Origin of the sequence: Shewanella sp. ECSMB14101 (assembly GCF_000773485.1) — a bacterium.
Classification (GTDB): Bacteria; Pseudomonadota; Gammaproteobacteria; order Enterobacterales; family Shewanellaceae; genus Shewanella; species Shewanella marisflavi.
In genome coordinates this window covers 214,858-241,123 of sequence record NZ_JSFF01000001.1, presented here as the reverse complement: position 1 = coordinate 241,123, position 26,266 = coordinate 214,858, and the positions used below count along the sequence as shown (strand labels likewise).

General features: G+C 49.2%; 24 protein-coding genes. 8 read left to right on the top strand and 16 right to left on the bottom strand.

Annotated features, from left to right (window positions below; translation table 11 throughout):
- Positions 1-21 precede the first annotated feature (21 nt).
- Positions 22-474, bottom strand: a complete 453-nt coding sequence (locus tag NY07_RS01120) for a YaiI/YqxD family protein (RefSeq protein WP_033537495.1) — start codon at positions 472-474, stop codon at positions 22-24.
- A 158-nt stretch (positions 475-632) separates the two neighbouring features.
- On the opposite strand from NY07_RS01120, the gene NY07_RS01115 reads away from it, so the two are divergent.
- A complete protein-coding gene (locus NY07_RS01115) occupies positions 633-1,331 on the top strand; it encodes a DUF2461 domain-containing protein (protein ID WP_033537494.1) in 699 nt (232 codons plus the stop codon).
- Between the two features lie 12 nt (positions 1,332-1,343).
- Positions 1,344-2,213 (top strand): SPFH domain-containing protein, encoded by an 870-nt coding sequence (locus NY07_RS01110; RefSeq protein ID WP_235363873.1) that lies wholly within the window; start codon positions 1,344-1,346, stop codon positions 2,211-2,213.
- Between the two features lie 6 nt (positions 2,214-2,219).
- On the opposite strand, the gene NY07_RS01105 is transcribed toward NY07_RS01110, so the two are convergent.
- Positions 2,220-2,819 carry a TetR/AcrR family transcriptional regulator gene (locus tag NY07_RS01105; protein WP_033537493.1) on the bottom strand — a complete coding sequence of 200 codons (600 nt, stop codon included), beginning with the start codon at positions 2,817-2,819 and terminating at the stop codon, positions 2,220-2,222.
- 427 nt (positions 2,820-3,246) lie between these two features.
- Between NY07_RS01105 and NY07_RS01100 the strand changes: the two genes are divergently transcribed.
- On the top strand, positions 3,247-3,882 hold the full coding sequence (locus tag NY07_RS01100) for a glutathione S-transferase (RefSeq protein WP_033537492.1): 636 nt from the start codon (positions 3,247-3,249) through the stop codon (positions 3,880-3,882).
- Positions 3,883-3,986: 104 nt separating this feature from the next.
- Here the strand turns inward: NY07_RS01100 and NY07_RS01095 are convergent, their stop codons facing one another.
- From NY07_RS01095 to NY07_RS01080, 4 genes are all read right to left on the bottom strand, one after another.
- On the bottom strand, positions 3,987-4,904 hold the full coding sequence (locus NY07_RS01095; protein ID WP_033537491.1) for a hypothetical protein: 918 nt from the start codon (positions 4,902-4,904) through the stop codon (positions 3,987-3,989).
- Positions 4,905-5,741: 837 nt separating this feature from the next.
- Positions 5,742-6,125: a 4-carboxymuconolactone decarboxylase gene (gene pcaC / locus NY07_RS01090; protein ID WP_033537490.1), complete on the bottom strand. Its 384-nt coding sequence runs from the start codon at positions 6,123-6,125 to the stop codon at positions 5,742-5,744.
- Between the two features lie 263 nt (positions 6,126-6,388).
- On the bottom strand, positions 6,389-7,249 hold the full coding sequence (locus tag NY07_RS01085) for a patatin-like phospholipase family protein (protein WP_033537762.1): 861 nt from the start codon (positions 7,247-7,249) through the stop codon (positions 6,389-6,391).
- Positions 7,250-7,339: 90 nt separating this feature from the next.
- Positions 7,340-7,816 carry a MarR family winged helix-turn-helix transcriptional regulator gene (locus tag NY07_RS01080; RefSeq protein WP_033537489.1) on the bottom strand — a complete coding sequence of 159 codons (477 nt, stop codon included), beginning with the start codon at positions 7,814-7,816 and terminating at the stop codon, positions 7,340-7,342.
- A 353-nt stretch (positions 7,817-8,169) separates the two neighbouring features.
- On the opposite strand from NY07_RS01080, the gene NY07_RS01075 reads away from it, so the two are divergent.
- Entirely contained in the window at positions 8,170-9,561 is a 1,392-nt protein-coding gene (locus NY07_RS01075) for an RsmB/NOP family class I SAM-dependent RNA methyltransferase (protein ID WP_033537488.1), read from the top strand.
- 46 nt (positions 9,562-9,607) lie between these two features.
- Positions 9,608-9,874, top strand: a complete 267-nt coding sequence (locus NY07_RS01070; RefSeq protein WP_033537487.1) for a hypothetical protein — start codon at positions 9,608-9,610, stop codon at positions 9,872-9,874.
- Between the two features lie 60 nt (positions 9,875-9,934).
- Here the strand turns inward: NY07_RS01070 and NY07_RS01065 are convergent, their stop codons facing one another.
- The gene (locus tag NY07_RS01065; protein ID WP_033537761.1) at positions 9,935-10,471 is read right to left on the bottom strand and encodes a YfaZ family outer membrane protein; all 537 of its coding nucleotides are present in this window, start codon (positions 10,469-10,471) and stop codon (positions 9,935-9,937) included.
- A gap of 283 nt (positions 10,472-10,754) precedes the next feature.
- On the opposite strand from NY07_RS01065, the gene NY07_RS01060 reads away from it, so the two are divergent.
- Positions 10,755-11,243 carry a glutathione peroxidase gene (locus tag NY07_RS01060; RefSeq protein ID WP_033537486.1) on the top strand — a complete coding sequence of 163 codons (489 nt, stop codon included), beginning with the start codon at positions 10,755-10,757 and terminating at the stop codon, positions 11,241-11,243.
- An 849-nt stretch (positions 11,244-12,092) separates the two neighbouring features.
- Here NY07_RS01060 and NY07_RS01055 read toward each other — a convergent pair.
- Entirely contained in the window at positions 12,093-13,877 is a 1,785-nt protein-coding gene (locus NY07_RS01055) for a M1 family metallopeptidase (RefSeq protein ID WP_033537485.1), read from the bottom strand.
- A gap of 206 nt (positions 13,878-14,083) precedes the next feature.
- Between NY07_RS01055 and NY07_RS01050 the strand changes: the two genes are divergently transcribed.
- On the top strand, positions 14,084-14,965 hold the full coding sequence (locus tag NY07_RS01050; protein WP_033537760.1) for a collagenase: 882 nt from the start codon (positions 14,084-14,086) through the stop codon (positions 14,963-14,965).
- Between the two features lie 149 nt (positions 14,966-15,114).
- Here the strand turns inward: NY07_RS01050 and NY07_RS18850 are convergent, their stop codons facing one another.
- The 7 genes from NY07_RS18850 to NY07_RS01015 form a co-directional block, all read right to left on the bottom strand.
- Complete coding sequence (locus tag NY07_RS18850; RefSeq protein ID WP_081953745.1) at positions 15,115-15,951, bottom strand: alpha/beta hydrolase; 837 nt, start codon at positions 15,949-15,951, stop codon at positions 15,115-15,117.
- Positions 15,952-16,574: 623 nt separating this feature from the next.
- A complete protein-coding gene (locus tag NY07_RS01040; RefSeq protein ID WP_033537484.1) occupies positions 16,575-17,192 on the bottom strand; it encodes a MarC family protein in 618 nt (205 codons plus the stop codon).
- A 100-nt stretch (positions 17,193-17,292) separates the two neighbouring features.
- Positions 17,293-17,601, bottom strand: coding sequence for a hypothetical protein (locus NY07_RS01035; protein WP_140946872.1), 309 nt, complete (start codon positions 17,599-17,601; stop codon positions 17,293-17,295).
- A gap of 932 nt (positions 17,602-18,533) precedes the next feature.
- On the bottom strand, positions 18,534-19,505 hold the full coding sequence (locus NY07_RS01030) for a PstS family phosphate ABC transporter substrate-binding protein (protein WP_033537482.1): 972 nt from the start codon (positions 19,503-19,505) through the stop codon (positions 18,534-18,536).
- A gap of 248 nt (positions 19,506-19,753) precedes the next feature.
- The gene (gene phoR / locus NY07_RS01025) at positions 19,754-21,052 is read right to left on the bottom strand and encodes a phosphate regulon sensor histidine kinase PhoR (RefSeq protein ID WP_033537481.1); all 1,299 of its coding nucleotides are present in this window, start codon (positions 21,050-21,052) and stop codon (positions 19,754-19,756) included.
- A gap of 282 nt (positions 21,053-21,334) precedes the next feature.
- Positions 21,335-22,024 carry a phosphate regulon transcriptional regulator PhoB gene (gene phoB, locus NY07_RS01020; RefSeq protein WP_033537480.1) on the bottom strand — a complete coding sequence of 230 codons (690 nt, stop codon included), beginning with the start codon at positions 22,022-22,024 and terminating at the stop codon, positions 21,335-21,337.
- Between the two features lie 187 nt (positions 22,025-22,211).
- Positions 22,212-23,162, bottom strand: coding sequence for a porin (locus NY07_RS01015; protein WP_033537479.1), 951 nt, complete (start codon positions 23,160-23,162; stop codon positions 22,212-22,214).
- Between the two features lie 301 nt (positions 23,163-23,463).
- Here NY07_RS01015 and rdgC point away from each other — a divergent pair, with 301 nt between their 5' ends.
- Complete coding sequence (rdgC, locus tag NY07_RS01010) at positions 23,464-24,375, top strand: recombination-associated protein RdgC (RefSeq protein ID WP_033537478.1); 912 nt, start codon at positions 23,464-23,466, stop codon at positions 24,373-24,375.
- 82 nt (positions 24,376-24,457) lie between these two features.
- On the opposite strand, the gene NY07_RS01005 is transcribed toward rdgC, so the two are convergent.
- Positions 24,458-26,251, bottom strand: coding sequence for a M61 family metallopeptidase (locus tag NY07_RS01005; protein WP_033537477.1), 1,794 nt, complete (start codon positions 26,249-26,251; stop codon positions 24,458-24,460).
- Positions 26,252-26,266 lie beyond the last annotated feature (15 nt).

Genomic DNA, 26,266 nt, shown 5'->3' with positions numbered 1-26,266 from the left:
TTAATCGAGTGGCAGCGCAGCTTAACGCTTATGGTGCTTAGTGATCAGGCGATCCAACTGGTTACCGAAGGCCTGCTTCTCACTCTGACCGATAGCCGCCGGGCCGCCGGTCTGTAAGCCGCTGGCGCGCATGGTATCCATAAAGTCACGCATGTTGAGAATGGACTTAATATTTTGCTCAGTATAGAGCTCACCCCTTGGATTAAGCGCCAAGGCGCCCTTGTCGATCACCTCCGAGGCCAAAGGGATATCGGCGGTGATCACCAGATCGCCTGGGGCGGCGCGGCGCACTATCTCATTGTCGGCCACATCGAAGCCGGAGGAGACGGTCACCAGCTGAATAAAGCGCGACGGCGGAATACGCATGGCGTGGTTCGCCACTAAGGTCACGGCAATCTCGGCGCGCTCGGCGGCGCGAAACAGTATCTCTTTAATCACGCCGGGGCAGGCATCGGCATCGACCCAAATCTTCATCTCTTCTTCCTGTCATCACAGTCAATCATGGCTGCGAGCACTATAGCATAGCTATCGCGCTTTATAACGAGTGACCTTATTCCTCAGCAAGCGGTATTAACACTCTAGGGAACTATTATGGTAATTTATTCAAGATATTGATTTTTATTAGATAGATTATGACCACATCAGCCCCCAAGGAAGCGCTAATTAGCCCGGATTGTCTCGATTTTCTCGCCAAGCTGGCAAGCAATAACGAGCGCGAATGGTTCAAGACCCATCAAGCCGAGTATGAGGCTAAGGTACGCACTCCCGCGCTCAAGTTTATCGATGCTATGGCGCCTCATATCAAGCAGCTCTCGCCGCGGCTGACTGCCGTGCCTAAGAAGGTCGGCGGCAGCTTAATGCGCCCTCAGCGCGATGCCCGTTTTAGCAAGGATAAGACCCCCTATAAGGTTAACGTCGGCATACAGTTTCGCCATTTTCAGGGAAAAGATGTACACGCTCCTGGACTGTATTTGCATATCGCCAACGACGGCTGTTTTCTCGGCGCGGGGATCTGGCACCCCGACAGCAAGGCGCTAAGCCAAATTCGCAGCTGCATCGACGACAACCCTAATGCCTACAAACAAGCGCTTAAACAGCTCAGCGCTGCGGGCTTTGTCATGGAGGGGGATAGCCTGCAGCGGCCGCCCAAGGGCTATGACAAGCATCACCCCATGCTAGATGAGCTTAAACGCAAAGATTTTATCGCTATCAAACCACTCGACCCACAGCAGCTGTTTGCCAACCACTTCGATACCTGGTGCGCCGAGCAATTCAGCCAGGTCAATAAACTGATGGGCTACCTCTGTTTTGCCCTGGATCTTGATTATTAAAAAGGACTTTTAATGTTTAACCGCAAACCCAACAAGCTATTTCCCCCGCAAGGCTTTAACGCCAAAGGCTTAAAATTTATTGCGCCGCTGATTATCGTACTGCCTCTGGCCACAGGCCTAACGGGCTGTACCAACCCCAACACCCCTGCGGGAGAAGAGGGCTATGTGTTTGAGAAACCGCGTATCTTTGGCGCTGGTGGCTATCGCGGCACCCTGATTGGCCCAAGCAACTATGGGGTATCATTGTGGCGCAACGAGGTGATCAACATAGATATGCGCCCCAACACCTACACGGAAAACTTTAAGATCCTCGCCAAGGACGATCTCAATATCAGCTTTAACTTTCATGCGGTGATCGCCATCAAATCAGGCACGGTAAAAGAGGTGGTGGAAAAATATGGCGCTGAAAACTGGTATGTCCGCTTCGTGCGCGAGACCTTCCGTACCTATGTACGTGACGAGGTGCAGCGTTATGACAGTGTGGCGCTAAAAGAGAACCGCTCGGAGATCGCCGAGGCAGTATCGGTCAAACTCAACGGCTACCTCAAGACCTCACCCTTCCAGCTCAACAATGTGATTGTCGGTAACATCAACTACCCCGACATAGTCGCTATCGCGGTTGAGAAAAAACTCGCCGCCCAGCAGCTATTGTCGGAGAAAGAAACCCAGAAAGAGATCGCCCAGAAGGATGCGGAGATCCGTATCGAAGAGGCCAAGGGGATAGCCAAGGCGCAGCAGATCATCAACGAGACCCTAACGCCTAACTATCTGCAACACGAGGCGATTAATGCCCAATTGAAGATGGCCGACTCGCCCAACCATACCACTGTCTATATTCCGGTCGGCACCAACGGCATCCCTCTGATTAAAGGTGCCAAATAATCGGTCTTAGATGACAGGTGTGTTCGATTTAAGCGAATGAAGATAGCTCATGAGCACCTCACGCGCCTGGGCGATACGCGCCTGTTGCCTGGCCTTGCCCAACACGCGTATTCCTTGCATCTGCATCACCAAAAAGCTGGCCAGCTGCGCACTTTGGGCGCTGGCCACTAACTCACCCCTTTGCTGTGCGGCGCCGAGCACACGCTCAAACGTCTGGTGCAGCTCATCGAACAGGCGGGCGCAGATCCCCTGCACTACCTCATCGCTGAGGTATTTTTCCAGCACGGCATTTTGCAAGAAGCAGCCAAAAGGCTGGGTCGATTGCTTGACGATAAAGGCTTCAAGGTAGGTCACTATCTCGTCTAGGCCCGCCTCTTCGGCCAGCAGCGGTGAAAGATTAGGCATAGCGTGGTTATTGAAATAGTAGCCCAGCGCCTCACGGTACAGGCTAAGCTTATCGCCGAAGCTGTTATACAGGCTAAAACGATTGATCTTAAGGTGCTCGACCAGATCCGCTACCGAAGTATCGGCATAACCCTTCTGCCAGAACAGCTCCATGGCCGCTATCAGCTTCTCCTGCCTATCAAAATTACAACTTCTCGCCATAGATGATTTTGCTCTGAGTTTATAGGGTCTGTTTATCTTTTGAGAACAAATTTTGTTCTAATTGAGTACGTTCAAATTGAGGCACCAGGCTTGAGGTATAGTAATTCTATATAAAAGCCGAGTAACAAAAAGTTGAACGTACTCAAGACGAACCCTTCGGGCAGCGTCTGTATCATTTTTCTCCTGCGTTATCACTCATTGATGTAGCACACTACACTGCAATCGCTCTGCCTTGTATAAAATCGATACAGAATGCTGCAAAAATAAACGCAAAAGTTCAACAGACCCTAGTTAAGCGTTCGCAACAAGTTTCTTGACCGAACGTTCAGTTATGAATTAGATTCTATTCTAAACGAGCGTTCAGTTAAAGCAAAAACCTTCAACTGAGACCACCACAACAACTTTCACAAGAGTCAGAGAGGGATAGATGAAACTCTACGAATTAGCCATGACCCCCAGCGCCAGACGCGTCAATATCTTCCTTAAGGAACTTGGCATCAACGAGCAAGAGATAGGTCTTGAGCGCGTGAGTCTTAACCTGCGCGGGGGTGACAACCTAAGTGATGAATTTAAGGCCATTAGCGTCAATGGCCGCATTCCGGTGCTGGAACTCGACGACGGTCAGAGCCTATGTGAATCGGTTGCTATCTGTCGTTACTTCGACGAGATCACCACATCAAGTCACTCACTGTTTGGCGATACGGCGCTGGAGAAGGCACAGGTTGAGATGTGGCAGCGGATCTGTGAGCTGCAAGGCCTGTTCGTCGCCTTTCAGGCCTTTAGAAACATCACCAAGATATATGAAGACAGAGAGCGCTGCGTCGAGGCCTGGGGCCAAGAATCCCGCCAGCGCGTAATAGAATTTCTACCCACGCTTGAGAAACAGCTCAGCGAGCAGCCTTTTGTGGCCGGCCAGCAATTCTCCATCGCCGACATCACCGCTTACGTAATGATGAGCTTCATCAAACACCTGGAGATCACCCCAAGCGACGACCAGCCCCACCTCACCGCCTGGCTCGCCAAGATGGAACAACGCCCCTCCATCATCGCCGTCAACGGCTAACACAGCGTCATGCCTTAAGGGCTAAAACAAACAAGGCGAGCCCTAGCAAAAGCTCAAGCTCGCCCCAACGCCGCATTAAGCGGCTCGTCCGCTGTAATACATTGTTAAATTCTACCTACCAACAAGCTTCGAATTTCTCTATTCCACTTATTGTCATGGATGATTCTTTGGTGCTCTATATCGCCGTTTATAATCTGGTTCTTTGTTAGTTTAGAAAGTCTTTCCCAATCATCGCCAAAAACATAAGTAGCATTATCGAGGTGGATGCTCTCTAAAATATATATTCCTTTGGTAGCAAATCCATATATGAAATAGCCACTAAAACCTGCGCGACCAGTAGCAAGAAAATCTGGGTTGTACCGCGTGATACTTTGCATTCTTGACTCAACAACTCCTTTCTCAGAGTCTTTAAGTCTTTTCGTGACCTCTCCAACGAGAGGCTTTGCCCTAGCCCATGGGTACTCACCTGGCGGCAATATATCCCAATGCAATTGCTTTACTTTAGCACCTATAATACTACCCTCTTTGGCGTCAACAATTTCAAAACCACCAAAGCACTCCAGCATTAAATTTGAAATATGAATGTTTCGAGATTCATTTTCGGTATCGACCACCAAACTGTCGGTGGAAACGTATTTATCATCATTTATTTGGATAATGTGCAGCGTTTCTTCTTCCGCTGGTTGGTACTCTCTTGGGTACATGTTTATATACCTAGTTTGAATACCCGAATGTTCCTGTCCATGCCAATCTTTCCACGTGCGATGGTAAGACCTAGGCTCAGGCTCCATCGGAAGGTCTTTACGGATAATATCTTTCCCATATGCATTCTTTGCCGTCACTTTCCCCACAGGCTGAGGTATTAGATAATCACCCACCTCAGGGTCTACATCAAACCCTATGGCTTCAAGAACTTCAGAAGTTTCTTCGGATATTTTGTATACGATCTTTATTTCTTCGCATCCTTGAGCAGCGGCCACTAATCTAGTGACTGACCTTATTGATTTACCTTGAACCTTCATAATCACTCCTTGAATTTAACAACTTATTAGTGAGACCTTGCAAGGTACGCTACCTTGTTAGGTAGGAGACCAAGCATGTAAATAAGTGGGGGGTCAGAGTAATCTTCTAAAGGAGGAGATTGGCGCATGTGGTTGGCTTTTTCATTCCCTGAATGGCGTAGTCGATATGTGGTTCGAGTTGGCCTAGCTCTGTCCGTAATTGGTGATACTTTAATCTATCTTCTAGCTGGCATTCAACATAATAGGTCACATTTCAATGCATTTTTTCCTTAAAACTAATAACTTGTATCAGCAAAAAACAGATGAGGCCAAATCGAAGAGACGTTAGATACCGAGTGTAGATACGCCGGTGAGCTTCCGAAACAGGGATGTTTCGGTAGAGCCTAAAGGGATTTATTCACGGCGTCTCACAGGTGTATCTGCACATCCCTCGCCGGGCAGGCGATAGATTGCCATGAAGGTACGACCCTCAAATCCCTCACAAATATAAATGTGGCCAAATGCTGCCTCCTAATCGAAAACAATCGACGATGAATCGAAGAGACGTTAGATACTCGGTGTAGATACGCCGGTGAGCTTCCGAAACAGGGCCGAAAATGTTCCCGACATTTTTCGGCATTCCCTCCATCCTTGGAGGTCAGATGGCGCACAGCGTGTCACAGCAGTATCTGCACATAAGGTCGCTCTTTCACTTCCATGTGATCACGACATTGGTACATCCATGCACAGCACCCGCCGGGCAGGCGATAGATTACAGTGAAGGTTCGACCTTCAACGCCCCTTCAAACAACAACCCCGGTAATCGCAAAAAACAGAAACAAAAGGGCAAGAGTCCCCTTATGACTCCCCGTCCCACTCGGCTATCACCTCATTCGCCGCGCGAAACGCCTCGACGCCCGCCGGCATGCCGCAGTAAACGGTGGAGTGCAGCAACACCTCTTGGATCTCCTCGACGGTGCAGCCGTTACGCAGTGCGCCGCGTACATGCCCCTTGAGTTCGGTAGATGCCTTGAGCGCCGCAAGGGTGGCTATGGTGATCAGGCTACGGGTTCGCCTGTCGAGCCCCTCTCTGGCCCACACTTCTCCCCAGGCGTTGCGGGTCACCAACTCTTGTAGTGGCTGGGTAAAATCGCTGGCCGATGACAGCGCCTTGTCTACAAAGCTATCGCCCATCACCTCGCGCCTGATGGCTAACCCTTGATCGTATTTGGCCTTATCCATGGGGACTCCTTTAACATCATGATTAAATTGATACTTTAATAAAACAGCTGTTTAAGTTGCTTGTAAAACAGCCAAAGGTCAACCTAAATCAATGCCAATGCGACTAAAGCACCAGAGCTGATTAATACCAAGGTTAAGGGATAGATTGCGGCTATATTGATTGAGCTTGCCGCTTGCAGGAAAGATTGCGCCTTACGTGGCAGGACAATATGGAACTCGTGCAAGATGCTCGTAGCTCGTAGCTCGTAGCTCGTAGCTAGGTGCTAGGTGTTAGCGATAAACGCCATCAGCTGAGGGATAAAGGCTTCACCCTCTCGAAGACCGCGGCGGTAAACGGCCTCTACCTTAGTCACATCCCGCTCAAGACGAGACAGCCCAAGGGGCGTCGCGGGCTGCAATACCAAAGCCGTGCCGTCAGCTTGCGCCTGTGCCAACTCATCGAGCGCCCGATTGTAAGTATTGTGACGTTCAATCAGGGCATTGGCCACCTTGGGATAGCGACGATAGAGACGCTTAGCCAGCCATTTGGCCTTAAAGGCCGATTTTCGATAGTCCTGCTCCTGGGTCAGGATCACCACCTGGCGCTTGAAACCATCTTTACGAGCCTGTGCCAAGGGGATCGGCGCGCCTATACCACCGTCGAGATAGGGCGTTCCCTTGAGCCAGGTCGGTCTTGAGATAAAAGGCAGGCTGCTTGAGGCAATAAGCACCTCTAATAAGGTGTCATGATCGCTAAAGTCACTCATGCCAAAAAAGTCAGTTTCGCCAGTGAGGCAGTTAAAGGCGCCCACCTTAAACTCAGCCTCACTGTGAGCAAAGGCGTCAAAATCATAGGGCACTAACTCATGGGCCATGCGACGATAGGTAAAATCTGTGTTCACATAGTTGCCGGTGCGCAGCAGATGCTTAAGCCCCATATAGCGCTTATCGGCAAGAAAATTTTGTTGAATGGTCAGGTTACGACCCTGTTGGCGTGAAAGATAAGAGGCAGGATAAATAGCACCAGCCGACACGCCCACCAAGTACTGAAAATGAAGCCCAGCCTGTAAAAAGGCATCGAGCACACCCGCGGTGTAGATGGCGCGCAGCCCGCCACCTTCCAATACCAAGGCGCAGTTATCTATCTTTCGCTCGCCAGCGTACACATCACTATTGTGACCCGTTGTTCTGTGCTGCTCAGGCGCATGAAGCGATGGAGAATCTGCGCTAGCCACTTACTCTTCCGCCTGGATCTGCCCAACTAACAACACAGGGGCGGCATCTAGCTCTTGGGCATCCATCATAGAGGCAATACGTTCAACGGCTGAAAGTAACTGGCTCTGCTCCCAATCTTCAAGGTTTTGATAACGCTTGATAAAATGTTCCTGAAGCGGCTTAGGGGCTGCCCTTAAAATCTCGATACCAGCCTCACTGAGCGACAGATGCCACTTGCGCTTATCTGACTCGCTGCGGGTTCTCACCACCAAGTTTCGTGCCTCGAGACGGTCGATAATGGTGGCAACCGTAGCCGGACTCAGCGCCACTTCCTGGGCGATCTCCTTGGCTAGCGGGCGATCATAGGCGGCAATAGTCTGCATCACCATCAGCTGGGGCCCGGTAAGACCTGATTGCTTATTGAGCTGCCGAGAATGTATATCGATGGCGCGGATCACGCGGCGCAGCGAAATCAGTAGTTGTTCGTACTTTTCCATAATCTCCTCTCGTTTCAGCCGCACCATACCAGAAAAAATTTCCAGACTCATGCCCCAATTAGAAAAAAAGCAATACTAGCTTATCACTTGCTCTGCTTTTGCACTAATGACAAAGGCTGAGCACGGCGATAAATCATCCACCGCCTTGGCTTAGACTTTGAGAAGGCAATAGGGCTCAAGGATCACCGACAGTCGAAATTAACAGCGTCAAACAAGATGAAAAAATGCTTGAGCAAGATGAAGGCCTGAGCCCCTTATCTTAAGAAGTCAGCAACCACCTTGGTGATAGCAAATAGGCCGACTTCTGGTACACTTGCGCCCTTAGTAATAGATCTTAGCTTAGGCGTATATTCATGGGCGACTCCACATCTTCGACAAACACACCACCAGCCACCCACCTGGCCATTGCCAGCCTATCGGGTGAAGCGCTGCATCAGGCGGTGGACGCCCAAAGCGGCGCCGAAAAACGCGCCCTAAGTTATAGCCTGACCATACATCACCTATTTTGTGAGACGCTGAACAGCAAACTGCCAGGGGATCGTATTCTGGCCGATTATTTTCGCGCCCATAAGAAACATGGCTCGAAAGACAGACGAGTGATCCGCGAGAGCCTGTTTGGCTTGTTTCGCTGGCATGGTTGGCTTAAAGGCTTGCCTCAGCAAGACGCCACCCAACACTGGTTTGCCCAGCTCGCACTGACCGCCACCCTTGAATCCCACGGCTGGCAGGAGATCATTCAGGCATGGCGCGGTTTTAGCGGCTTAGCTGAGCTTGGCCAGTTAAAGCCCGACAGCAATTTGACAGAAAAACAGGCCCTGCTTGAAACTTCTATTCCCGGCCAAGCATTTGCATTTGACGACCTGGCACCCGACTGGTTTTGGGCACACTTTCCTGCTTCACCAGAGATGCGCCAACAGCTGGTTGAATCCCTGTGTAGCCGTCCGCCTATCTGGGGCCGTCTGCAAGGGATCACCCTAGCAAAGGCTCAAGCCCAACTCGCCGAGCAAGGCATCACGGCAAGCGGCAGCGACTTTTTCAGCGATGCCATCAACCTGGGTCACAAGAGTCTCAACCTCAATGCCCTGCCTCTCTATAGTGAGGGAAAGGTAGAGATCCAAGACTTGGGCTCTCAGGTGATAGGCAATATCTGCGCGCCAAAGGCCGATGAGATCTGGTGGGACGCCTGCAGCGGCGCCGGCGGCAAGAGTCTGCAACTGCGCTCCTTGATGCTAAAACAAGATAAGCAGGCCAGTGGCAAGGTGATTGCCTCAGATATTCGTCGCAAGCCACTCGAAGAACTGGCCAAACGCGCCAAACGCGCCAAATTCAAAGGGATCACCACCCAGCCTTGGCTGTCAGATGCCCTACCGGTACCCGCTCGCCACTTCGATGGCGTACTGGTCGATGCCCCCTGCAGCTGCACCGGCACCTGGCGTCGCAACCCAGATATGCGCTGGTTAGATGATGTCAGCGCCATCACGGACAAGGCCAGCCTACAACTGGATATCTTAAGTCGCGCCTGTGAGGCAGTAAAACCCGGCGGCGCGCTGGTCTATGCCACCTGCTCTATCAGCCCAGCTGAAAACCAGGCCGTGGTAGAAGCCTTCTTAAAGAAGCGTACTGATTTTAGTCTGCAGACCTTGACTCATCCCTTTACCGGCGAGGCGACTTCAATGCTGACCGTACTGCCCTATCAGGCAGATAGCGACGGTATGTTTGTCGCTAAGATGATACGCCAAGACTAGTCGTCCCCTAGCTTCTTCAGCGCCGTGGCCTCACGGCGCTCGTGTCATGAGTTCGTCTCTTCCCTGTCACCTAAACGTCATCTTGCCTATTTACCATGCCACTTGCATTAAGGTTCAATCACAAGAGATAGGTGAGATCATGTCACACTATGATGAGTTTGAGATGGCATCTAGAGAAACCCCAACGTGGGAGTTCGATGCCCAGGATGAATTACGTAGCAAGCTGAGGCGTCGACATCAATCTAATCAGCCTAAGCGTTACGAGCATGATGACGAGTTCGACCAAGAGATTTGGGATAAGCTGTGGCGTTAAGATTTAGCGCTTTGACAAGCCGCGCGTGAACGCCAATTGGCGTTCACCGGGGAAACCTTCTTAAAAACTGGCGCTCGCGCCAATGTAGAAACCTGTGTCAAAGGTATTGTCACGGCGATCATCATATTGCAAGCGTATGTTGCGATAACCGACAAATAGCCCCAGGCTTGGATTTACCTGATACTGGACCTTACCATCTAACTCATACTGCCCGTCGACGCTGCCAAAACTGAGTACCGAAGGCGCATAATAAGCCGAGGCTTTTAGCGCAATGTTTGATCCCAGCGCTAACGAATAGCGGCCACCAATGGCGACTGCACTGCCGTTACTGCTGTTTTTCGCCCAATAATGCGAAAACTTAGGGCCAACCTCAAAATGATGAGCCCCAGCATCATGAGTCATATGGGCCGCCGCCGAGATACTATGGCCTTCATCATCAGAATAAAGATACCCCATCACCAGATTGGCCGACGGACTAAGCTCCATCTGCAGATCTGTGGATATAACATCATCATTGATCCCCACGTTCAGGTTAGTCGCCTGAGCCGTCAGGCTGAAGCAGCCGACAATCATCAGCGCCAATTTTGTTTTCATCATCACCCCTTGATAGGTCTTTTTACTATCGCCGCAGGGTATCAAACTGATGCAGATGCCACCATTAAATATACTTCATCAACTTGTTTTAAAAGGGGTTTATAACATTTCACCACATAAGTTAACGATACCTTATTACAACTGAAATAAACCACCTACAAAGATGGCTAACAGATAAGCCGCACAGTCCACCTCCAATGTCGGTGTCTTCCCTAATGAACCTTATTTAAATTGCGCGCAATCTATTTTACTGCTAGGCTAATCCCATCAACGAGAGGAAGCGACTATGTCTATTTATGATTTTTCACTGACCCGTATCGACGGCAGCACCCAGTCGATGGCAGATTTCAAAGGTAAGGTACTGCTTATCGTCAATACCGCCAGTAAGTGCGGCTTTACGCCGCAATATCAGGCCCTACAAGCACTCTATGACCAGTTTGGCCCGGAAAAATTTGCCGTACTTAGCTTTCCTTGCAACCAGTTTGGTCAGCAGGAGCAGGGAGACGAAAGTGAGATAAGTCAGTTCTGTGAATTAAACTTTGGCGTAAACTTTCCGCTATTTGCCAAGATAGAGGTTAACGGCAACCAGGCACATCCCTTGTATCGATACCTCAAACGTGAGGCTAAAGGCCTGTTGGGTAGCGAATCGATTAAATGGAACTTCACTAAATTTCTGGTAGATGGCGAAGGAAAAGTGCTGGAGCGCTTCGCTCCCACCACGACCCCCGAATCATTGTCAGAAAAAATTTCAGCTTTAGTTAACCAATCCAAGTAGATAAGAGAATGTTGGAAATATTTTCAAACATTTTTGTTTATTTTTTGAACTTATCACTGTTTGAATACTCCAAATATTGAACGCGAAGATTTGCTTTTTCATGTTCATCATTCTCCCAGGGACTTCTAGCGCAGTCCCCCTAGATCTGCATAGATCGACAGGCAACCCTCCTTGGTTGCCTTTTTTTATTAATCCATAATTATCATAATGTTAATTAAAATTTAGTCGTTAAATGTCTGTCATCGAATGGACATCTAAGTTGGACAGAGGCATACAAGGCCTCAAGATACAGGCCCGTTGAAAACCCATAAAAATGGCCACTTTCCTGGGACTTAGAAAAAAAATCTGAAATTTTTATAAGCTTTATTGAACTAATCGGGACTTGCTGACTCTGATTAAGTGAACGGATTAGCGGATTGGGTAACTCGTTGCAAAGTAAGCTTTACTGCGAATACCTGGTTTATGTTTCATTGTTCATCATCATTTCCCTTTGGCGACCGATTGGTCCCAAGAGCATTAACCTCGCTAGCGCAATAGGTTAATAACTCGACACTATTTAGCTTTATGGCAACCTTTGGTTGCCATTTTTTTTGTCTTTTTGATGGGATTTTTGAGCCTGGAAGCGCCTAAGGCGAGAAAATGACAATTTATCAATTTTTTTTGAATCACTGGGGAACTAAGTGAAAGATGATGACTCTGATAAGGAGTAACAGATTTTTCATCATTGTTTGTTCATCATCTCCCTTTGAGACCTTGTTGGTCTCTGGAGCCAAGAAATTTCGCTAGCGCACAAGTTTCTTTCTCCATATTAATTGTTATGGCAACCCCTTGGGTTGCCATTTTTTTTACCTAGCCCAGCAACTGTTTATCTAGGTGTACCGACAGCGATGGATGGTACCCTCCTCTCGCTTTTTGATAGATGCTACGCACCTCCTGCTGATATCCCGCCAGCAACAGCTCGTTATACAGGGGCCTGACAAACTTCCCCCGACCTATTTTAATCAAATATGCCTCAACGAAAGGCAGTACAGGATCATATTGATTACGGATCGCCACTCGATACCAATCACAGGCGATTTCGGCATTGGTGCTACGGCTGAAATCGAAACAGGTATCGAGATCGATCAGCGCCTGCTGGTCGAGCACCTCGGGCAGGCTGTTTAAAAAATATTGCCAATGGTGTACGCGCCAATCAGCCGTATTGGCCTTATTGAGGGGCTCACCGGCGAGCCAGGCAGTACGCAGATGATCGACCTTCTCCAGACTATTGGAAGTGGGCGGCACAAACCAAGATGGCATCCCAGTGCCATAGAGCCACTCCAGCAACTCGGCCTCAGTTAACTTATCACCATATTGGGTCAGCAGGGTTGACTTGGCGTACTCGACAAAGGTTTCTGTGGTGATCGCCTGAAAGGCAAAATGATTTACATAATCAAACAGAAAACGGTCGAAGTCGGCGCGGCCAAGGCGATGCTCCAGCTCATGAACAAACATGGAGGCCTTATCATAGGTAAAGCGGTTAAAGGCATCATTTGGGTCACCCGCCTGCACATTGGCCGGCAGAGTCTGCGAGGTGAGAGGCATACTGATAAGCTCCTCTTTGAGGCGACCATATTCCAGTACCACCTCAAGCTCAGCCAGTTCCTTGCCATACACAGCTTCGACAATACGGTTAGTGAAATAGGTGGTAAAGCCCTCGTTTAGCCAGAGATCACGCCAGGTGGCATTGCTGACCAGATTACCAGTCCAGGAGTGTGCCAGTTCATGGGCAACGGTCGATACCAGGCTCTTGTCTCCTGCGATCAGCGTCGGCGTCATAAAGGCGAGTCTGGGGTTTTCCATGCCGCCAAATGGAAAGCTTGGCGGCAACACCAACATGTCGTATCGTCCCCAGGCATAAGGCCCCAGCAGGGATTCGGCGATCTCGACCATCTTCTCGGTATCTTCAAACTCCTTCACCGCCGCACTCAACATCTGAGGTTCGGCGTATACCCCAGTGCGAGGACCGATAGCGCCAAAGTGCAGATCCCCGACGGCAATGGCCAACAGATGGGTAGGAATTGGCTTTTCCATCTCGAAATGGAATATTCCCTCTAAGGGGGCATCACCATGATTCATGGCACTCATCACGGCGCGCATCCCTTTGGGCACTTTTATCTCGGCATCAAAGGTGATTCTGGCCCTTGGGGTGTCTTGCAGTGGCACCCAGCTACGCGCATTGATAGGCTGCGACTGACTGAACAGAAACGGAAGCAGCTTGCCGCTGGTCTGCTCTGGCGATAACCACTGTAAGCCCTGGGCCTGAGGCGAGGTATGGTAATTGACGATAACCTCGCTGCTGGGCTCGACGAGTGTGATCACCAGGCGCTGACCGCGCACGCTATCTTGCTGGTCGAGCTGAAATGCCAAGGCATTACCAGCCTGGTCATGCACACTCTTGATAGTCAGTTCACGCGTGTCGAGATAGAGGCTGCGACAATCGCCATCGCGATAGTCCAAGGTTAAACGGGCGCTGCCACTCAGTTGCTGCGCTGCAAAGTCGACGCTTAAGGCCAGACTCAGGTGTGTGACCCTGAGGTCATCGACATTAGCAAACGAATGATGGTCTTGTTGATTATCCCACTGCTCTGCCACAAGGAATCCTTTTTTTTATGATGAAGGGCTGGTGCCATTTTAGTCCCGGTAGCCTCGAATGTCATCGCCGCTAGCAAAGGGCTCATCTTGATAAGCGGGTGTAAATTGACTTCACCGATTGAAAATGGAACAATTGGGATATTTTATACAAAAATAACAATAAGGAAACCCCAGTGTCTCAGCCAGCCCTAACACGTATTACAGCGATGGCTCTGCCTTTGCTGACCTGCTTTGCCTTGCAGGCAGGTGAAACCTCTCCCGTTGCCTCCTTGCAACAGGTCTTAAGTCAACACCACGACTGCAGCCCCACGATCACCATACGCTCCCAGGCTTTGACTAAGGAGCAAATCACCCAAGCCTGCACACTAATGCAGAAACAAGAGGCCAAGTTCCACCAGCTATTTGGTACCCAAGGTAAGCCGGTAGCCAATGACAACAATCAGCGCATGCGCGCCAATGTTTACCACAGCCGCGAGGACTACACCCGTTATGTCACGGCGCACTTTAACGTGCCCAGCGACAACGGCGGCATGTTTTTAGAGGGACTGCCTCATCAGGAAGGTAATCAGGCCGAATTTGTGGCTTACGAGCGCAACGGGCAGATCTGGAATCTGGCCCACGAGTATGTGCATTACCTCGACGGTCACTTCAATCTCTATGGCGATTTCTGCGCATCTTTACATGACTCTCACAGCGCCCCCGAGTATTGCCCTAAACCTGCGCCGCTACTGCCTCATTTAGTATGGTGGAGTGAAGGCTTGGGAGAATATATCTCACAGGGCGATGACAACCCGGCGGCCATAGCGATCATCGCCAAACAGCAGTTCGAACTCAGCGAGCTGTTTAACACCAGCTATGAGCAAAATGGCGGGACAGATCGCATCTATCGCTGGGGTTATCTGGCGGTGCGCTTCATGATGGAGCACCACAGAGACAAAATAGAGACTATGCTCGGCTTTACCCGCAAGGGCGACTACCCCAGGTATCAGGCCCTGGTTACCCAATGGGGCACCAGCATGGATGCAGAATTTCAGGCCTGGCTTAAGCGTCTGAATCCAGCCAGCGCCTCTTCAAATCAAACGCCTTAAGGCTAAGCCTCTTACCGAGTGCTGTTTTGACCATCACGTGCCAAGAGCCAATAAAGGCCTTGGCTCGCCGTGGTGGGAAAGGCGATTTCGTGACGCGCTCCCTCAATGGTGAGCGACTCCAGCTCTATGAGATCGCCTAGCTGATGCTTTTAATGCGCCCTAAGTTTATCCGCCCCGGCCACCATGTCGTGTTGCATGTCACCTTTATCCGGCGTCTCCAGCGCGCCGACCGCCAAAAAGATCCGGCGTTTTAGCAGCTGTTTCTCCTTGGCTCTCTCCTTGGCCTTCAGGGATAAGATCTGCTCGCCTTTAAACCACACCGACGGACTGCCCAGCACATAATTAGCAAACAGATTCGGCCGTTCAAGCAGCAGATAGGCACCCAGCAGGCCACCGAGCGAGTTGCCCACGAAGGTGCGCTCCTTGTCATCCACCCGGTAGTGCTCGGCCATGAAGGGCAAAACCTGAGTCTGCAGATAATCTGCGTAGTGGCTGGCGCCGCCAGTGGTCAGCTTCCAATCTGTATCGGTGAATGGGGTATAGTCGCGCACTCGGCTCTGCGGCCCCTTATCTCCTTTGGCATAGGAGAGCCCGACTATGATGGCCTCACGCATCTTGCCGCTATTCATGGGAAAGCGGGTCATGCCCGAGACGATCTGAAAGGCGTAAGGCGCATCGGACACATAGATCACAGGATAACGCCTCGTGCTATCAGGCTGATAAGAGCGCGGTAACTTGACCCAAAGTGGATACACCCGCTTACTCACGGGGTCTGTGAGCTCAAAGACCTGAGTGCGGGGGATTTCAACCTTTCCTAGCTCAATCGCACTTAAAGCGCTCTCCCCTGCCGCCCTCTCTCCTGCCACTATCTGCCCGGCATTTATCTGCTCAGCTTTTATCGGCTCAGCGGCTAGGCAGAAGGATGTGATACTCACGCAGAATATGGTTAATGGCGCGAATGGCACAGTTAGGAAAGAAGATTTCATGGAAGATTGTCCCTAAAGTCGCGAATGAATCAGATACCCAAGCCTACTTTAGGCAACGCTTAACATGAAGTTTTTTAATTGATTTAATGAGGTTTTTTGAAAAATATGAAAATATTTAAAAAATTTTCTGAACTAAACCCGATGAAAGTACTCTGATTATATGAACAGAATTTGCATCGATTAGTTAATCCAGTGACAGGTCTTAATTAATCATCAGTGTGTTGACCGTTCATCATCATTCCCTTTAGATAGTTTCTAGCGCAACTATCCTTAGATTCCGAATTTGGAACTTAGAGCGACCTCATCAAGGTCGCTTTTTTTTATCCTGAATTTGCCGACATTTACCTTCATGGTTTTGAATTGCCTGCGGCAGGCTTATGTGCAAACACATTTGTGACACAGTGACTGATGCCAAGCTTCATACCTATGAACAAGAGACATGGATGCCAAACAGGGCGTTAGACATAGATGTCAATAAATGGATGTGCCTCACAAGGTCATAACTGTGTTCACACCGAGTTAGAACCTCAGATCTATATATGTGAGTTTTCTATGTGATAACGCCACTAAAAAAGCGGAGCGTCAGCGACGTCCTGCCTGAAGGGCGATTTGGGATGGCCTTGCTAGCTGATGTTACTGACAACAGTGGTTACCCCAGTAATCACCATTTGCGTTCCCATGACAGCAAGAATTAGCCCCATTAGTCGAGTGACAATACTAAGACCACTTTCACCTATTACTGCCAGAATCTTTGAACTAAAAATAAAGCAGACGAAAGTGATAAGACACATAACTGCAAATACAGAAACAGTCACTAATATCCCCGCTATTCCTCCTGAGGAAGAATAATTCATTGCCGTTGCTATGGTTCCAGGCCCAGCAAGAAGAGGGACTGCCAGGGGCGATACCGCGATATCCGTTTCTTCACTACCTTCAGCTGAATGCATCTTGGAACTATGCCCATTAAGCATGTGATACCCGACAAGAAACACCAAAATGCCCCCAGTTATCCTCAATGCGGAGATGGTGATGCTAAATAAATGAAAAATTGCCTTTCCAAGTAGAGCAAAAGATAGAATTACAATAAATGTAATAATGAGTGCTTTCGATGCAATTTTAATTTGCTCTGCTTTGCTTTTACCTCCTACCAGACCAGCAAAGGCTGCGGTATTAGCGATAGGATTCATGATGGCAAAAAAACCTAAAAAGACGGTGATCACTTGAGTATATAGATCATTCATTCGGTTACCATTTCTGTTATAGAGCTAACGCCAGCCATAAGCGGCGGCTGAAAGCCGTCCGGTGGAGGGCCATCGGCCCGGAACGACCTTAATGGCCTTGTTATGAGTTGGTGTCATAAATACGACCAGCTCCTTCCCAGCCATTGGCTTTTGCTTGGTCGATCAGAAAGGCCATGTCCAAATCGTAGCCGTCGGCCATTTCAACTTCTGAGGAGTCGATATGACAGCGGAACTCCTGATCTAATGCGGACCAAACCACAGATACCACGGGATCAGTGGCTCCTTCTCTCTCCGCCAATCGCAGACCTATAAATGGCACAAACGGCAGCGTCATTCGCTTACCGAACGATGCCGCTTTCGAACCATCAAGACTTTGAATAGTCAGTGAAAAATGAACACTGTATTCCATATCAATACTCATAACATTTTATTAGTGCGCATGCGCATTTACCTCGTTGGACCAGTGAAAACGCGCACAGTTAACTATCTGTATGTAATGAACTTATCAATATTTTGCCGCTTTTCATATAAGTAATCCATCTGGAAAAACGCGCATGCGCTTTTTCCAAACCTATTATCTACTTGACAAGGATTGCAATCAGTTGATTTTAAGATGGTTTACATCATCAACAACGGCAAAACGCGCACGAATTTAGGCTTAAAATCACCCAAAAGTCACATAATTTAAATATGACTGTGTATCTGTCCAGTTTCTACTTCTTGTGGTGAATCGCACAAACAGGACTTAGATAAGAAATTATTGAGTAGTAATTTTGCGATTTACTGGCTGACCAACAACTCACTTCGGGGCAAAACCAAATCAGCTTTTTCATTCCCTTTGTCACCCCCAAACACGGCCAAATCGAAGATACGTTAGATACCAAGTGTAGATGCATCTGCGGACGTCGATGGCAGGGATGCCATCGTCGAGCCTCCACGGACGGATGCACGGCGTGTAGCAGATGTATCTGCACATCAGCGAGCCGCAGGCTATTAGTAACAGTAATGGATTGACCATCAAAAACCTATCAAGCTAATCCTCAGGTTGACGTTTCAACTTCTAACAATCTGCACATACGTCGCTCCATCACATCTGACCCATAGGGATGTGGGAAATGTCAGAGTAATGTATGGAACATCACTGACCATGTGACCGCGACATTGATACTTCCATGTACAGCACCCGCCCGGCAGGCGTTAACTTGCCATGAAGGTGAGCCATTCAAACACACTCAACAAATGAGATTGCAGTCAAATACGACTCAAGCAAACAAAATATCGTCTTATTTGGAAGACAAAAAAGGCCTCACTAGGAGGCCTTTTCTATATCAAGCGGTAGTCTTACAGACGGATACCCGCTTTTTCCAGGTCTTTAGCTGTCACACTACGTGGTAGTGGTACATAACCGTCTTTCATTACGATTTGCTGACCCTGCTTTGACAGTACGAAGCGCAGGAATTCACGCTCAAGTGGTGCCAAATCTTTGTTAGGATGCTTGTTCACGTATACGTACAGGTAACGTGATAGTGGGTAGCTACCGTCAGCGGCGTTAGCGGCAGTCGCTTCGATAAAGTTGTCACCCTTCTTAGAGATAGCAACCGCTTTCACACCTGCTGTCTTATAACCGATACCTGAGTAACCGATAGCGTTAAGTGATTGAGAAACTGACTGAACCACTGATGCAGAACCAGGCTGCTCGTTCACGTTAGCCTTGAAGTCGCCCTTACAAAGAGCCTTCTTCTTGAAGTAACCGTAAGTACCAGATACTGAGTTACGACCATATAGCTGTACGTCTTTAGCCGCCCAAGAACCGTCCAAGCCTACATCGCTCCAACGCTGAACATCGCTACCACCACACTTGTGTGTTGCAGAGAAGATACCGTCGATCTGCTCGATGCTTAGGCCCTTGATTGGGTTATCCTTGTGTACGAATACCGCCAGGGCATCGATAGCAACACGGATAGCTGTTGGCTGGTAACCGTAATGCTTTTCAAAGGCTTCGATTTCGTTAGGCTTCATCTTACGGCTCATAGGGCCGAACTGTGAAGTACCTTCAGTCAGTGCTGGTGGCGCAGTAGAAGAACCCGCGGCTTGAATCTGAATGTTAACGTTAGGGTACATCTCTTTGTACTCTTCCGCCCATAGGGTCATCATGTTGGCTAAAGTGTCTGAACCTACAGAAGATAGGTTACCTGATACACCGCTGCTCTTCTCATAAGTTGGCAGTGATGGATCAAGAGCGGCCACAGAGGCTGCTGAGAATACACTAGCGGCTGTTAAACTCACCGCACCGACAAGCTGTTTAAGTTTCATTCTATGCTCCAGTGTTAAGCGGACTTGCTTACTCGTTTCATTTAAGTTGCAGCTAGTATCAATCGCAACAGTGACAAGTCTATGACTGTGATGTGACACTTAGATGACAACTGCTAATAAACTTGTCGTAAACGCCGATTTTCACCTCTTTATATTGAGTTTGACATTAAATCGTCAAGATTGCGTCATGGTTGGCCGCCATAAAAAACGCCGTCAATAATGACGGCGTGTGAGCAAGCTTACCCTGACTAACGCTGTATATCGAGCAGGTGATTAGGAATGATAAAACTAAAGCGACTCCCCACACCTAGCTTACTCTCAATCATGAGATCGCTCTGATGGTGACTAAGGGCGTGCTTAGTAATGGCCAAGCCAAGTCCGGTTCCACCACTTTGACGCGAACGGGCGCTGTCGACCCGATAAAAGCGCTCGGTCAGTCGGGTAAGGTGCTGGGGCGCTATCCCCTCTCCCGTATCGGTCACGCTAAATTCGGCCCCCAGAGGCACCCGTTTCCAGCAGATGGTGATCTTGCCGCCGGGCTCCGTATAACGAATCGCATTAGACACCAAGTTAGAGCAGGCACTTCGTAACTGCACCTCACTGCCATAGAGGTTCAGCCCGGGTTCGGCCTGAATCGTCAGCTCATACTGATCCATGGCCAAGGCCAGTGCTTCCTCTTTTAAGGTATCGATGAGGTGCCCCATATTCACCTTGGTCTCCAGGTTAACGGCGCTGCCATCTTCGATGCGCGACAACACCAGCAGCTGCTCGACCATAGATCGCATGCGATTGGTTTGTTGCTGCATCTGTGAAACCGCCTTGAGATTGGGCGAATCTGGCTCAGCCATCCCCTGCATCATCTCGAGGTATCCTTGCAACACCGTCAGCGGCGTCTTGAGCTCGTGAGAGACGTTGGCCACAAACTCCTTGCGCATCCCTTCAAGTTGCCGAATACGGGTAATGTCCCTGGCAATAAGCAAACGTTGCCCCGAGCCATAGTCCATGATGCGTATCTCTAACACTCGGCCATCGCTATGGGTATCGATCAACTCGAATGGCTCATCGAAATCGGCTTGCCTTAGGTATTTAGCAAAGTCAGGGTGACGGATTAGGTTGTCGATCCGCTGACCATTATCTTGGGGCCATACCAGGCCAAGTAGCAGCTGTGCCAGCTTATTACACCAGGCAATATTGTTTTCTGAATCGAGCACCACAGCCGCATCGGGCAATGCCTCGGCCCCCTGTCTGAAACGGGCGAGAAGATAGGCTAACTGACTAACGCGCTTTCTGTTTTTCCCTTGCAGGCGATAGATACCATTAAACACCCCTTCCCAGCTGCCACTGCCATTGGGCGGTGTCAGACGCTTATCGCGCCATAGCCAATAATTGAGTCTAGATATCTGTTTATAGTGCCAGGCGAGCAAGGCGAGGCTGCCGAGCAACATGATCCACAGCACTTGATTTATGAGTAATCCAACGGCAAGACAGAGCAGTAGATATATCACTAGTCGAGTGAGTAGTTGATACCCTGAATATGAATCAAACATAGATAAGCCATAGTGAGCGAATGGGCACAAGATAGCTTATATTGCCTCTTGTGCCTATCCATTTGCTAGGGTCTGTTGACCTTTGCTGTATGTGTCTGCAGCGCGCTATTATGTTTTTTCAAGGCTAAACATGAGTAATATCCTTACTCGATATCATCATGCGATTACTGAAAAAAAGAGATAATAGCCGCTGCCCCTAAGGGTCATCTAAACACCTTTTCTCATTACTACCGCTTAAAGGTGTTTAGCCTGAACATAAAGTAAGCCACAAATATACAGGCCCTATAGACGGGTCGAAAAACGATACCCCGCCCCACGAACGGTTTGAATTAGGCGATCATGGTTCGACGGTTCTACCGCCTTACGCAGTCGACGAATATGCACATCGACAGTTCTGTCTTCGACATACACATTGGTGCCCCAAACGTTGTCCAACAGCTGCTCGCGGCTATAGACGCGCTCGGGATGGGTCATGAAGAAATGGAGCAACCTAAATTCGGTCGGTCCCATCTCAAGCACCTGCTCACCTACCGTCACGCGGTGGCTCACAGGATCGAGTACCAATCCTTGTACGTCAATTGGCTCTTCCAGAGCCGTCGGCGCAGCACGGCGCATAACCGCCTTGATACGTGCCACCAGCTCCTTAGGTGAGAAGGGCTTGGTGATATAGTCATCGGCGCCCACCTCGAGCCCTTTGACCTTATCTTCCTCTTCACCACGGGCCGTCAGCATGATAACCGGGATGTGACGGGTAAACTCATCCTGGCGTAGCTTCTTCGCTAACTGGATACCACTTCCACCTGGGAACATCCAATCAAGCAATACCAAATCTGGATAGGGCTCTGACAACATATCCAATGCCGAGTCGAAATCCTCTGCTGTAGTTGTCGTGAATCCATGTTGTTCTAAAACAAAAGCTAACATCTCTCGGATGGCTAGCTCATCTTCAACTATCAAAATCCTAGCAGTCATATGCGATCTTCTATCTGTGAATTCCCACGTGTCCATTATTGGTCTTTTTTATTACAAAATTATGAAACCGCCGGGCTAGTTTGTCATAAAACGGCTAATTTTGTCATAAATCTTACATTAAAAAGGGAGGCATCAGCCTCCCTTTATCAAGTACCCGACTCGCGAGTGACTATTATTTATCAATAACTTAGAACTTGTGTTCTAGACCTACGCCAAAGAACTTATCGGTAGTGTCGTCACCTTCAAAATCACGGTTAGTGTAGAATGCCAGCACTTTAGTTGGCTTACCTAGCTTATAATCAATACCGACTGACCAAGAATCACCTTTATCTTCCATGTCTTGATACTGACCTTTTAGTACTGCCGCATCAATTGTGTAAGATGCGCTAAACAGGTAACCCGTCTTGCTGTCTGCACCGACAACCTCAGTACCATCTTTCTTATAAGTCTCTTCCTGCTGCTGGTACATACCGCCAAGCTTCAGGCCTGCAACCTTACCTTGAATGGTGGCACGAACAACTTCGTAACCTTTAACGTCAGCATCATAGGCAATAGAGGCAAATACTGGGGTCTTTTTCAGCTTGGCATCACCGTACATTGCGGCAACACTGAAACCGTCTTGTCCATACTGTGAGCTTGCGCCTTCAGCAGCATAGGTCACACCTAACTTGAAACCACTCCAATTAGGCGTCATGTAAGTCGCTGTTTGTTCAATGCGGTTTTCACCCTTGAACAGGTTTTTCAGGTCACCAGACAGGTCGTTGAACTGATCAACTTTACCTTGTGAAATCTTAAGCATGGTGTCATTACGGCCAATAGAAACAGCACCGAAGTTACCTTTTACACCAACGAACTGGTTACGAGCCTTGAAGTTTTCCTTAACGTCATCACCAGTGTCCACTTCATACTCAACAGTGTAGAAAGCTTCCAGCGAGCTGCTTAGCTCGAAAGCCCCCTTCACGCCAAAGCGAGAAGCGTTGCTCTGAATAGTCGTCGTTGCATCACCATCTACATCGTTGGATTGAGCCGTTACGTTTAATTTGCCGTAAACAGTCAAAGGATCTGCAGCGTGTGCAGAAGCAAGAGTGGCAGTAGCTAGCGCAGAAGCGAGTAGTGTTTTACAAAAAACGTTCATCATTTAATCCTTTCGACGTTTGTTCGTCTTGGTTATTGGTTTGGACGGCCGAAAGTTTGCAATTTTTATGTTGCAGTTTTATTTCAAGTATTTAGCGACTGAGTAATTGAATAGAAGTCAACGAGGCCCGCTAGCGGCAACCCCAGTAACCATGGGCACTTCAGAGCAAGGATTAGAAATATTACAGTTTAATGAATTATGTCACCTGGGCGTTTTTTGTGACATTTTGGCGAAAAATGTTAGCGGTTTACCCGCGCGGCGCAATGGCTTACACTGCGGCTTTATTTTTGATTGAGCGCCTATCATGTGGTTTAAGAATCTTACTGTATATCGTTTTAATAAACCTTTCTCTGTCGATACCGAAGCGCTAGAGAAGTCCCTGGAAGACTTTACCTTTTCTCCCTGTTCCAGCCAGGACATCAGCAAATTTGGCTTTTCAAAGGCACTGGGCAAACTCGGCCACACCTTAGTACACAGCGCCGAAAACAGACATCTTATCTGTGCCACGAAAGAGGAAAAGATCCTGCCATCACAGGTGATCAAAGAAGCCTTAGATGAAAAAGTAGCGCAGATCGAAGCCGAAGAAAGCCGCAAACTGGCTAAGAAAGAGAAAGACGCCCTTAAGGATGAGATCACCACTACCCTGCTGCCGCGCGCCTTCTCTCGTCGTAGCCAGATCCACGCGCTGATCCTGCCTGAAATCGAGATGATCTTAGTCGACTCATCCAGCGCCACTAAGGCAGAAGAACTGCTGGCTCTGCTGCGTAAAGCCTTAGGTTCGCTACCTGTGATCCCTATGAGCTTCAAGACGCCTATCGAGACCCAGATGACCGAGTGGCTCAAGAGCAACAGCACGCCAGCCCCTTTTGAGATGCAAGATGAAGCCGAGCTCAAGTCTGATTCTGATGAAGGCGGCATAGTGCGCTTTAAGCAACAAGACCTGACCGAAAACGAGGTGCTTGCACATATCGAGGTAGGCAAACAGGTTCACAAACTGGCGCTGCATTTCGGTCAGTCTATCGCCTTCGTGCTGCAATCAGATGCTGGCATCAAACGCCTTAAGTTCTCCGAAGAGTTTAGGGCTCACAATGACGAAGTGGGTAACGAAGACCCGCTCGCCCGTCTCGATGCCGACTTTGCCCTGATGGGCAGCGAACTGATCGCCTTGATGAACTCGCTAGTTGAAGTGCTTGGCGGCCTGGAAGATAGTCTGTAAGCCAGTCATATCAAGCTTTGCTTTTCACAGTAAGGCAATAAAAAACCACCCGAATGGGTGGTTTTTTATTATTCGCGCCGACTTAATCTTGCAACTTGCCCGACGCATCAAAGGGCCAGTCAATGCCAAGCCAAGCCTTGAAGAAGGCTTTTTGTTGACGGTTAGGCTTATCTACACTGGTCAGTTTTAGCTTCTCACTCGGCTGCTGGCCTAAGGTTAAGGAAACTTCTTTCAGGGTGTCATTGCTAAACAGGGTCACTCGGATAGTGTCGCCCGGCTTAAAGTCTTTAATACGCGCCTCAAATCCCTTGGCCGTCACCTTAAGGCCATTAATCGCCACCAGCTCATCGCCCGCCACTATGCCAGCACGCCAAGCCGGGCCTTCACGCCTCACATGACTCAGGCGCAAGCTGCCGGCGATCTCCATGCCAGCATCGGCAATCGCCTTATTCTCTTTGCCATAGTCTCGCTGCAGACCCGCCTTTGCCAACAAGGCGTCAAAATCTAGCGCCAGGGGCTGATTGACATGGCGCTGCCACCAGTCAGCATAATCTTTGCCGGACAAGTCAGCGAGCAGTTGCTGCACATCGGCAACGCGGTAACCGGCCGGTAGCCTGTACTCTTGGTACAACTTAGCATGTAGATCCCGGTAAGATGCCTTTAGTTGAGTCTCGCTCAGTAGACTGAAGTCCAGCGCCAATGAGGTCAAATACCCCTCTGAATAGATATTGCTGCTGTGATTTCGGGCATAATCTCCCCCACCACTCACCCACTGACCGGCACTCGCCTCGGCAATCGCTTGCACCTCGCGCCCAGGAGTCTGTTCGTTACGGCCGATGCGTTTGGCCAGATCCTCTAAAAATTCTTTCGGCGTGATAACGCCTGCACGCAGGAGCAACTGACTCTGAAAATAGCTGGTCGAGCCTTCGGCAATCCACAGCAGCTCGGTGATCCCCTCATCCTGATAATCATAGGGTACCAATCCCTGAGGACGATAAGCCTTCACATTCCAGGTATGAATAAATTCATGGGAGGCGGTCTTGATAAAACCTAAGTAATCTTTGCGCTCACGAAAACTAAAGCGCGGACGCTGGATAACGGTTGAATTAAGGTGCTCTGTCGCGCCGCTTGCCCCGCTCGTTGCATGTACCATGTATACATATCGCTCAAAAGGATAACCATCCCAAATTGCTTTTGCCTGTCCGCTGAGCCTAGTGAGATCCTCAACCATCTTGTCGATGTCATAGTTGCCCTCTCCCCAAACGACTAACTCATAGTCGCGGCCATCAGCTGAAAAACGTCTATGTTGGTTAATCCCAGTCTCAATGGGGGAATCCACCAACACATCATAATTGTCAGCGCTAAAGCTATGTGGGCCGATTGCGTCCATACCTGAGTAGCTACGCCATTGTTCAGGCACCTCTAGCGACACCTTAACCTGCTGGTCGCGAAATTCAGGGCTGTAGACAAACACCCCGCTGGCATCTAAATAGGCATGGCTGCTATCGATATGCGTCACACGTTGACCCAGTGTGTTGGCATAGACTTGGTAAGAAACCTTAACCTGAGAGGGCTCAACGAGACTAACCTGCCATTCGCCGCTCGCGGTGCGCTGCCACTCGAGCGCCTTACCTGAATCATCCTCAGCCTTAAAGTGACGAATGGCATCGGCTAATGGTAATACCTGATATTTGCCGGTGCGCCATACAGGGAGATTGATCTTAAGCTGTTTAGCGTTAGAGGCAGGAAACGCAACTTCCACCTTGGCCAGGTGATGGTCTGGTGTTGTCAGATCGATCTTATAATTAACATCTGCGTGGGCTTGAGATAGGAAAAAAGGACTAAAAATCAAAATCAAGGGTACAGCTAGTTTCACTCTGGCTTCCTTCTG

What these genes read in the sequence shown, in the direction of transcription:
- NY07_RS01120 (WP_033537495.1), bottom strand. Translation starts at nt 474, where the DNA reads ATGAAGATTTGGGTCGATGCCGATGCCTGCCCCGGCGTGATTAAAGAG.
- NY07_RS01115 (WP_033537494.1), top strand. Translation starts at nt 633, where the DNA reads ATGACCACATCAGCCCCCAAGGAAGCGCTAATTAGCCCGGATTGTCTC.
- NY07_RS01110 (WP_235363873.1), top strand. Translation starts at nt 1,344, where the DNA reads ATGTTTAACCGCAAACCCAACAAGCTATTTCCCCCGCAAGGCTTTAAC.
- NY07_RS01105 (WP_033537493.1), bottom strand. Translation starts at nt 2,819, where the DNA reads ATGGCGAGAAGTTGTAATTTTGATAGGCAGGAGAAGCTGATAGCGGCC.
- NY07_RS01100 (WP_033537492.1), top strand. Translation starts at nt 3,247, where the DNA reads ATGAAACTCTACGAATTAGCCATGACCCCCAGCGCCAGACGCGTCAAT.
- NY07_RS01095 (WP_033537491.1), bottom strand. Translation starts at nt 4,904, where the DNA reads ATGAAGGTTCAAGGTAAATCAATAAGGTCAGTCACTAGATTAGTGGCC.
- pcaC (WP_033537490.1), bottom strand. Translation starts at nt 6,125, where the DNA reads ATGGATAAGGCCAAATACGATCAAGGGTTAGCCATCAGGCGCGAGGTG.
- NY07_RS01080 (WP_033537489.1), bottom strand. Translation starts at nt 7,816, where the DNA reads ATGGAAAAGTACGAACAACTACTGATTTCGCTGCGCCGCGTGATCCGC.
- NY07_RS01075 (WP_033537488.1), top strand. Translation starts at nt 8,170, where the DNA reads ATGGGCGACTCCACATCTTCGACAAACACACCACCAGCCACCCACCTG.
- NY07_RS01070 (WP_033537487.1), top strand. Translation starts at nt 9,608, where the DNA reads ATGAGTTCGTCTCTTCCCTGTCACCTAAACGTCATCTTGCCTATTTAC.
- NY07_RS01065 (WP_033537761.1), bottom strand. Translation starts at nt 10,471, where the DNA reads ATGATGAAAACAAAATTGGCGCTGATGATTGTCGGCTGCTTCAGCCTG.
- NY07_RS01060 (WP_033537486.1), top strand. Translation starts at nt 10,755, where the DNA reads ATGTCTATTTATGATTTTTCACTGACCCGTATCGACGGCAGCACCCAG.
- NY07_RS01050 (WP_033537760.1), top strand. Translation starts at nt 14,084, where the DNA reads ATGGCTCTGCCTTTGCTGACCTGCTTTGCCTTGCAGGCAGGTGAAACC.
- NY07_RS18850 (WP_081953745.1), bottom strand. Translation starts at nt 15,951, where the DNA reads ATGAAATCTTCTTTCCTAACTGTGCCATTCGCGCCATTAACCATATTC.
- NY07_RS01040 (WP_033537484.1), bottom strand. Translation starts at nt 17,192, where the DNA reads ATGAATGATCTATATACTCAAGTGATCACCGTCTTTTTAGGTTTTTTT.
- NY07_RS01035 (WP_140946872.1), bottom strand. Translation starts at nt 17,601, where the DNA reads ATGGAATACAGTGTTCATTTTTCACTGACTATTCAAAGTCTTGATGGT.
- NY07_RS01030 (WP_033537482.1), bottom strand. Translation starts at nt 19,505, where the DNA reads ATGAAACTTAAACAGCTTGTCGGTGCGGTGAGTTTAACAGCCGCTAGT.
- phoR (WP_033537481.1), bottom strand. Translation starts at nt 21,052, where the DNA reads ATGTTTGATTCATATTCAGGGTATCAACTACTCACTCGACTAGTGATA.
- phoB (WP_033537480.1), bottom strand. Translation starts at nt 22,024, where the DNA reads ATGACTGCTAGGATTTTGATAGTTGAAGATGAGCTAGCCATCCGAGAG.
- NY07_RS01015 (WP_033537479.1), bottom strand. Translation starts at nt 23,162, where the DNA reads ATGATGAACGTTTTTTGTAAAACACTACTCGCTTCTGCGCTAGCTACT.
- rdgC (WP_033537478.1), top strand. Translation starts at nt 23,464, where the DNA reads ATGTGGTTTAAGAATCTTACTGTATATCGTTTTAATAAACCTTTCTCT.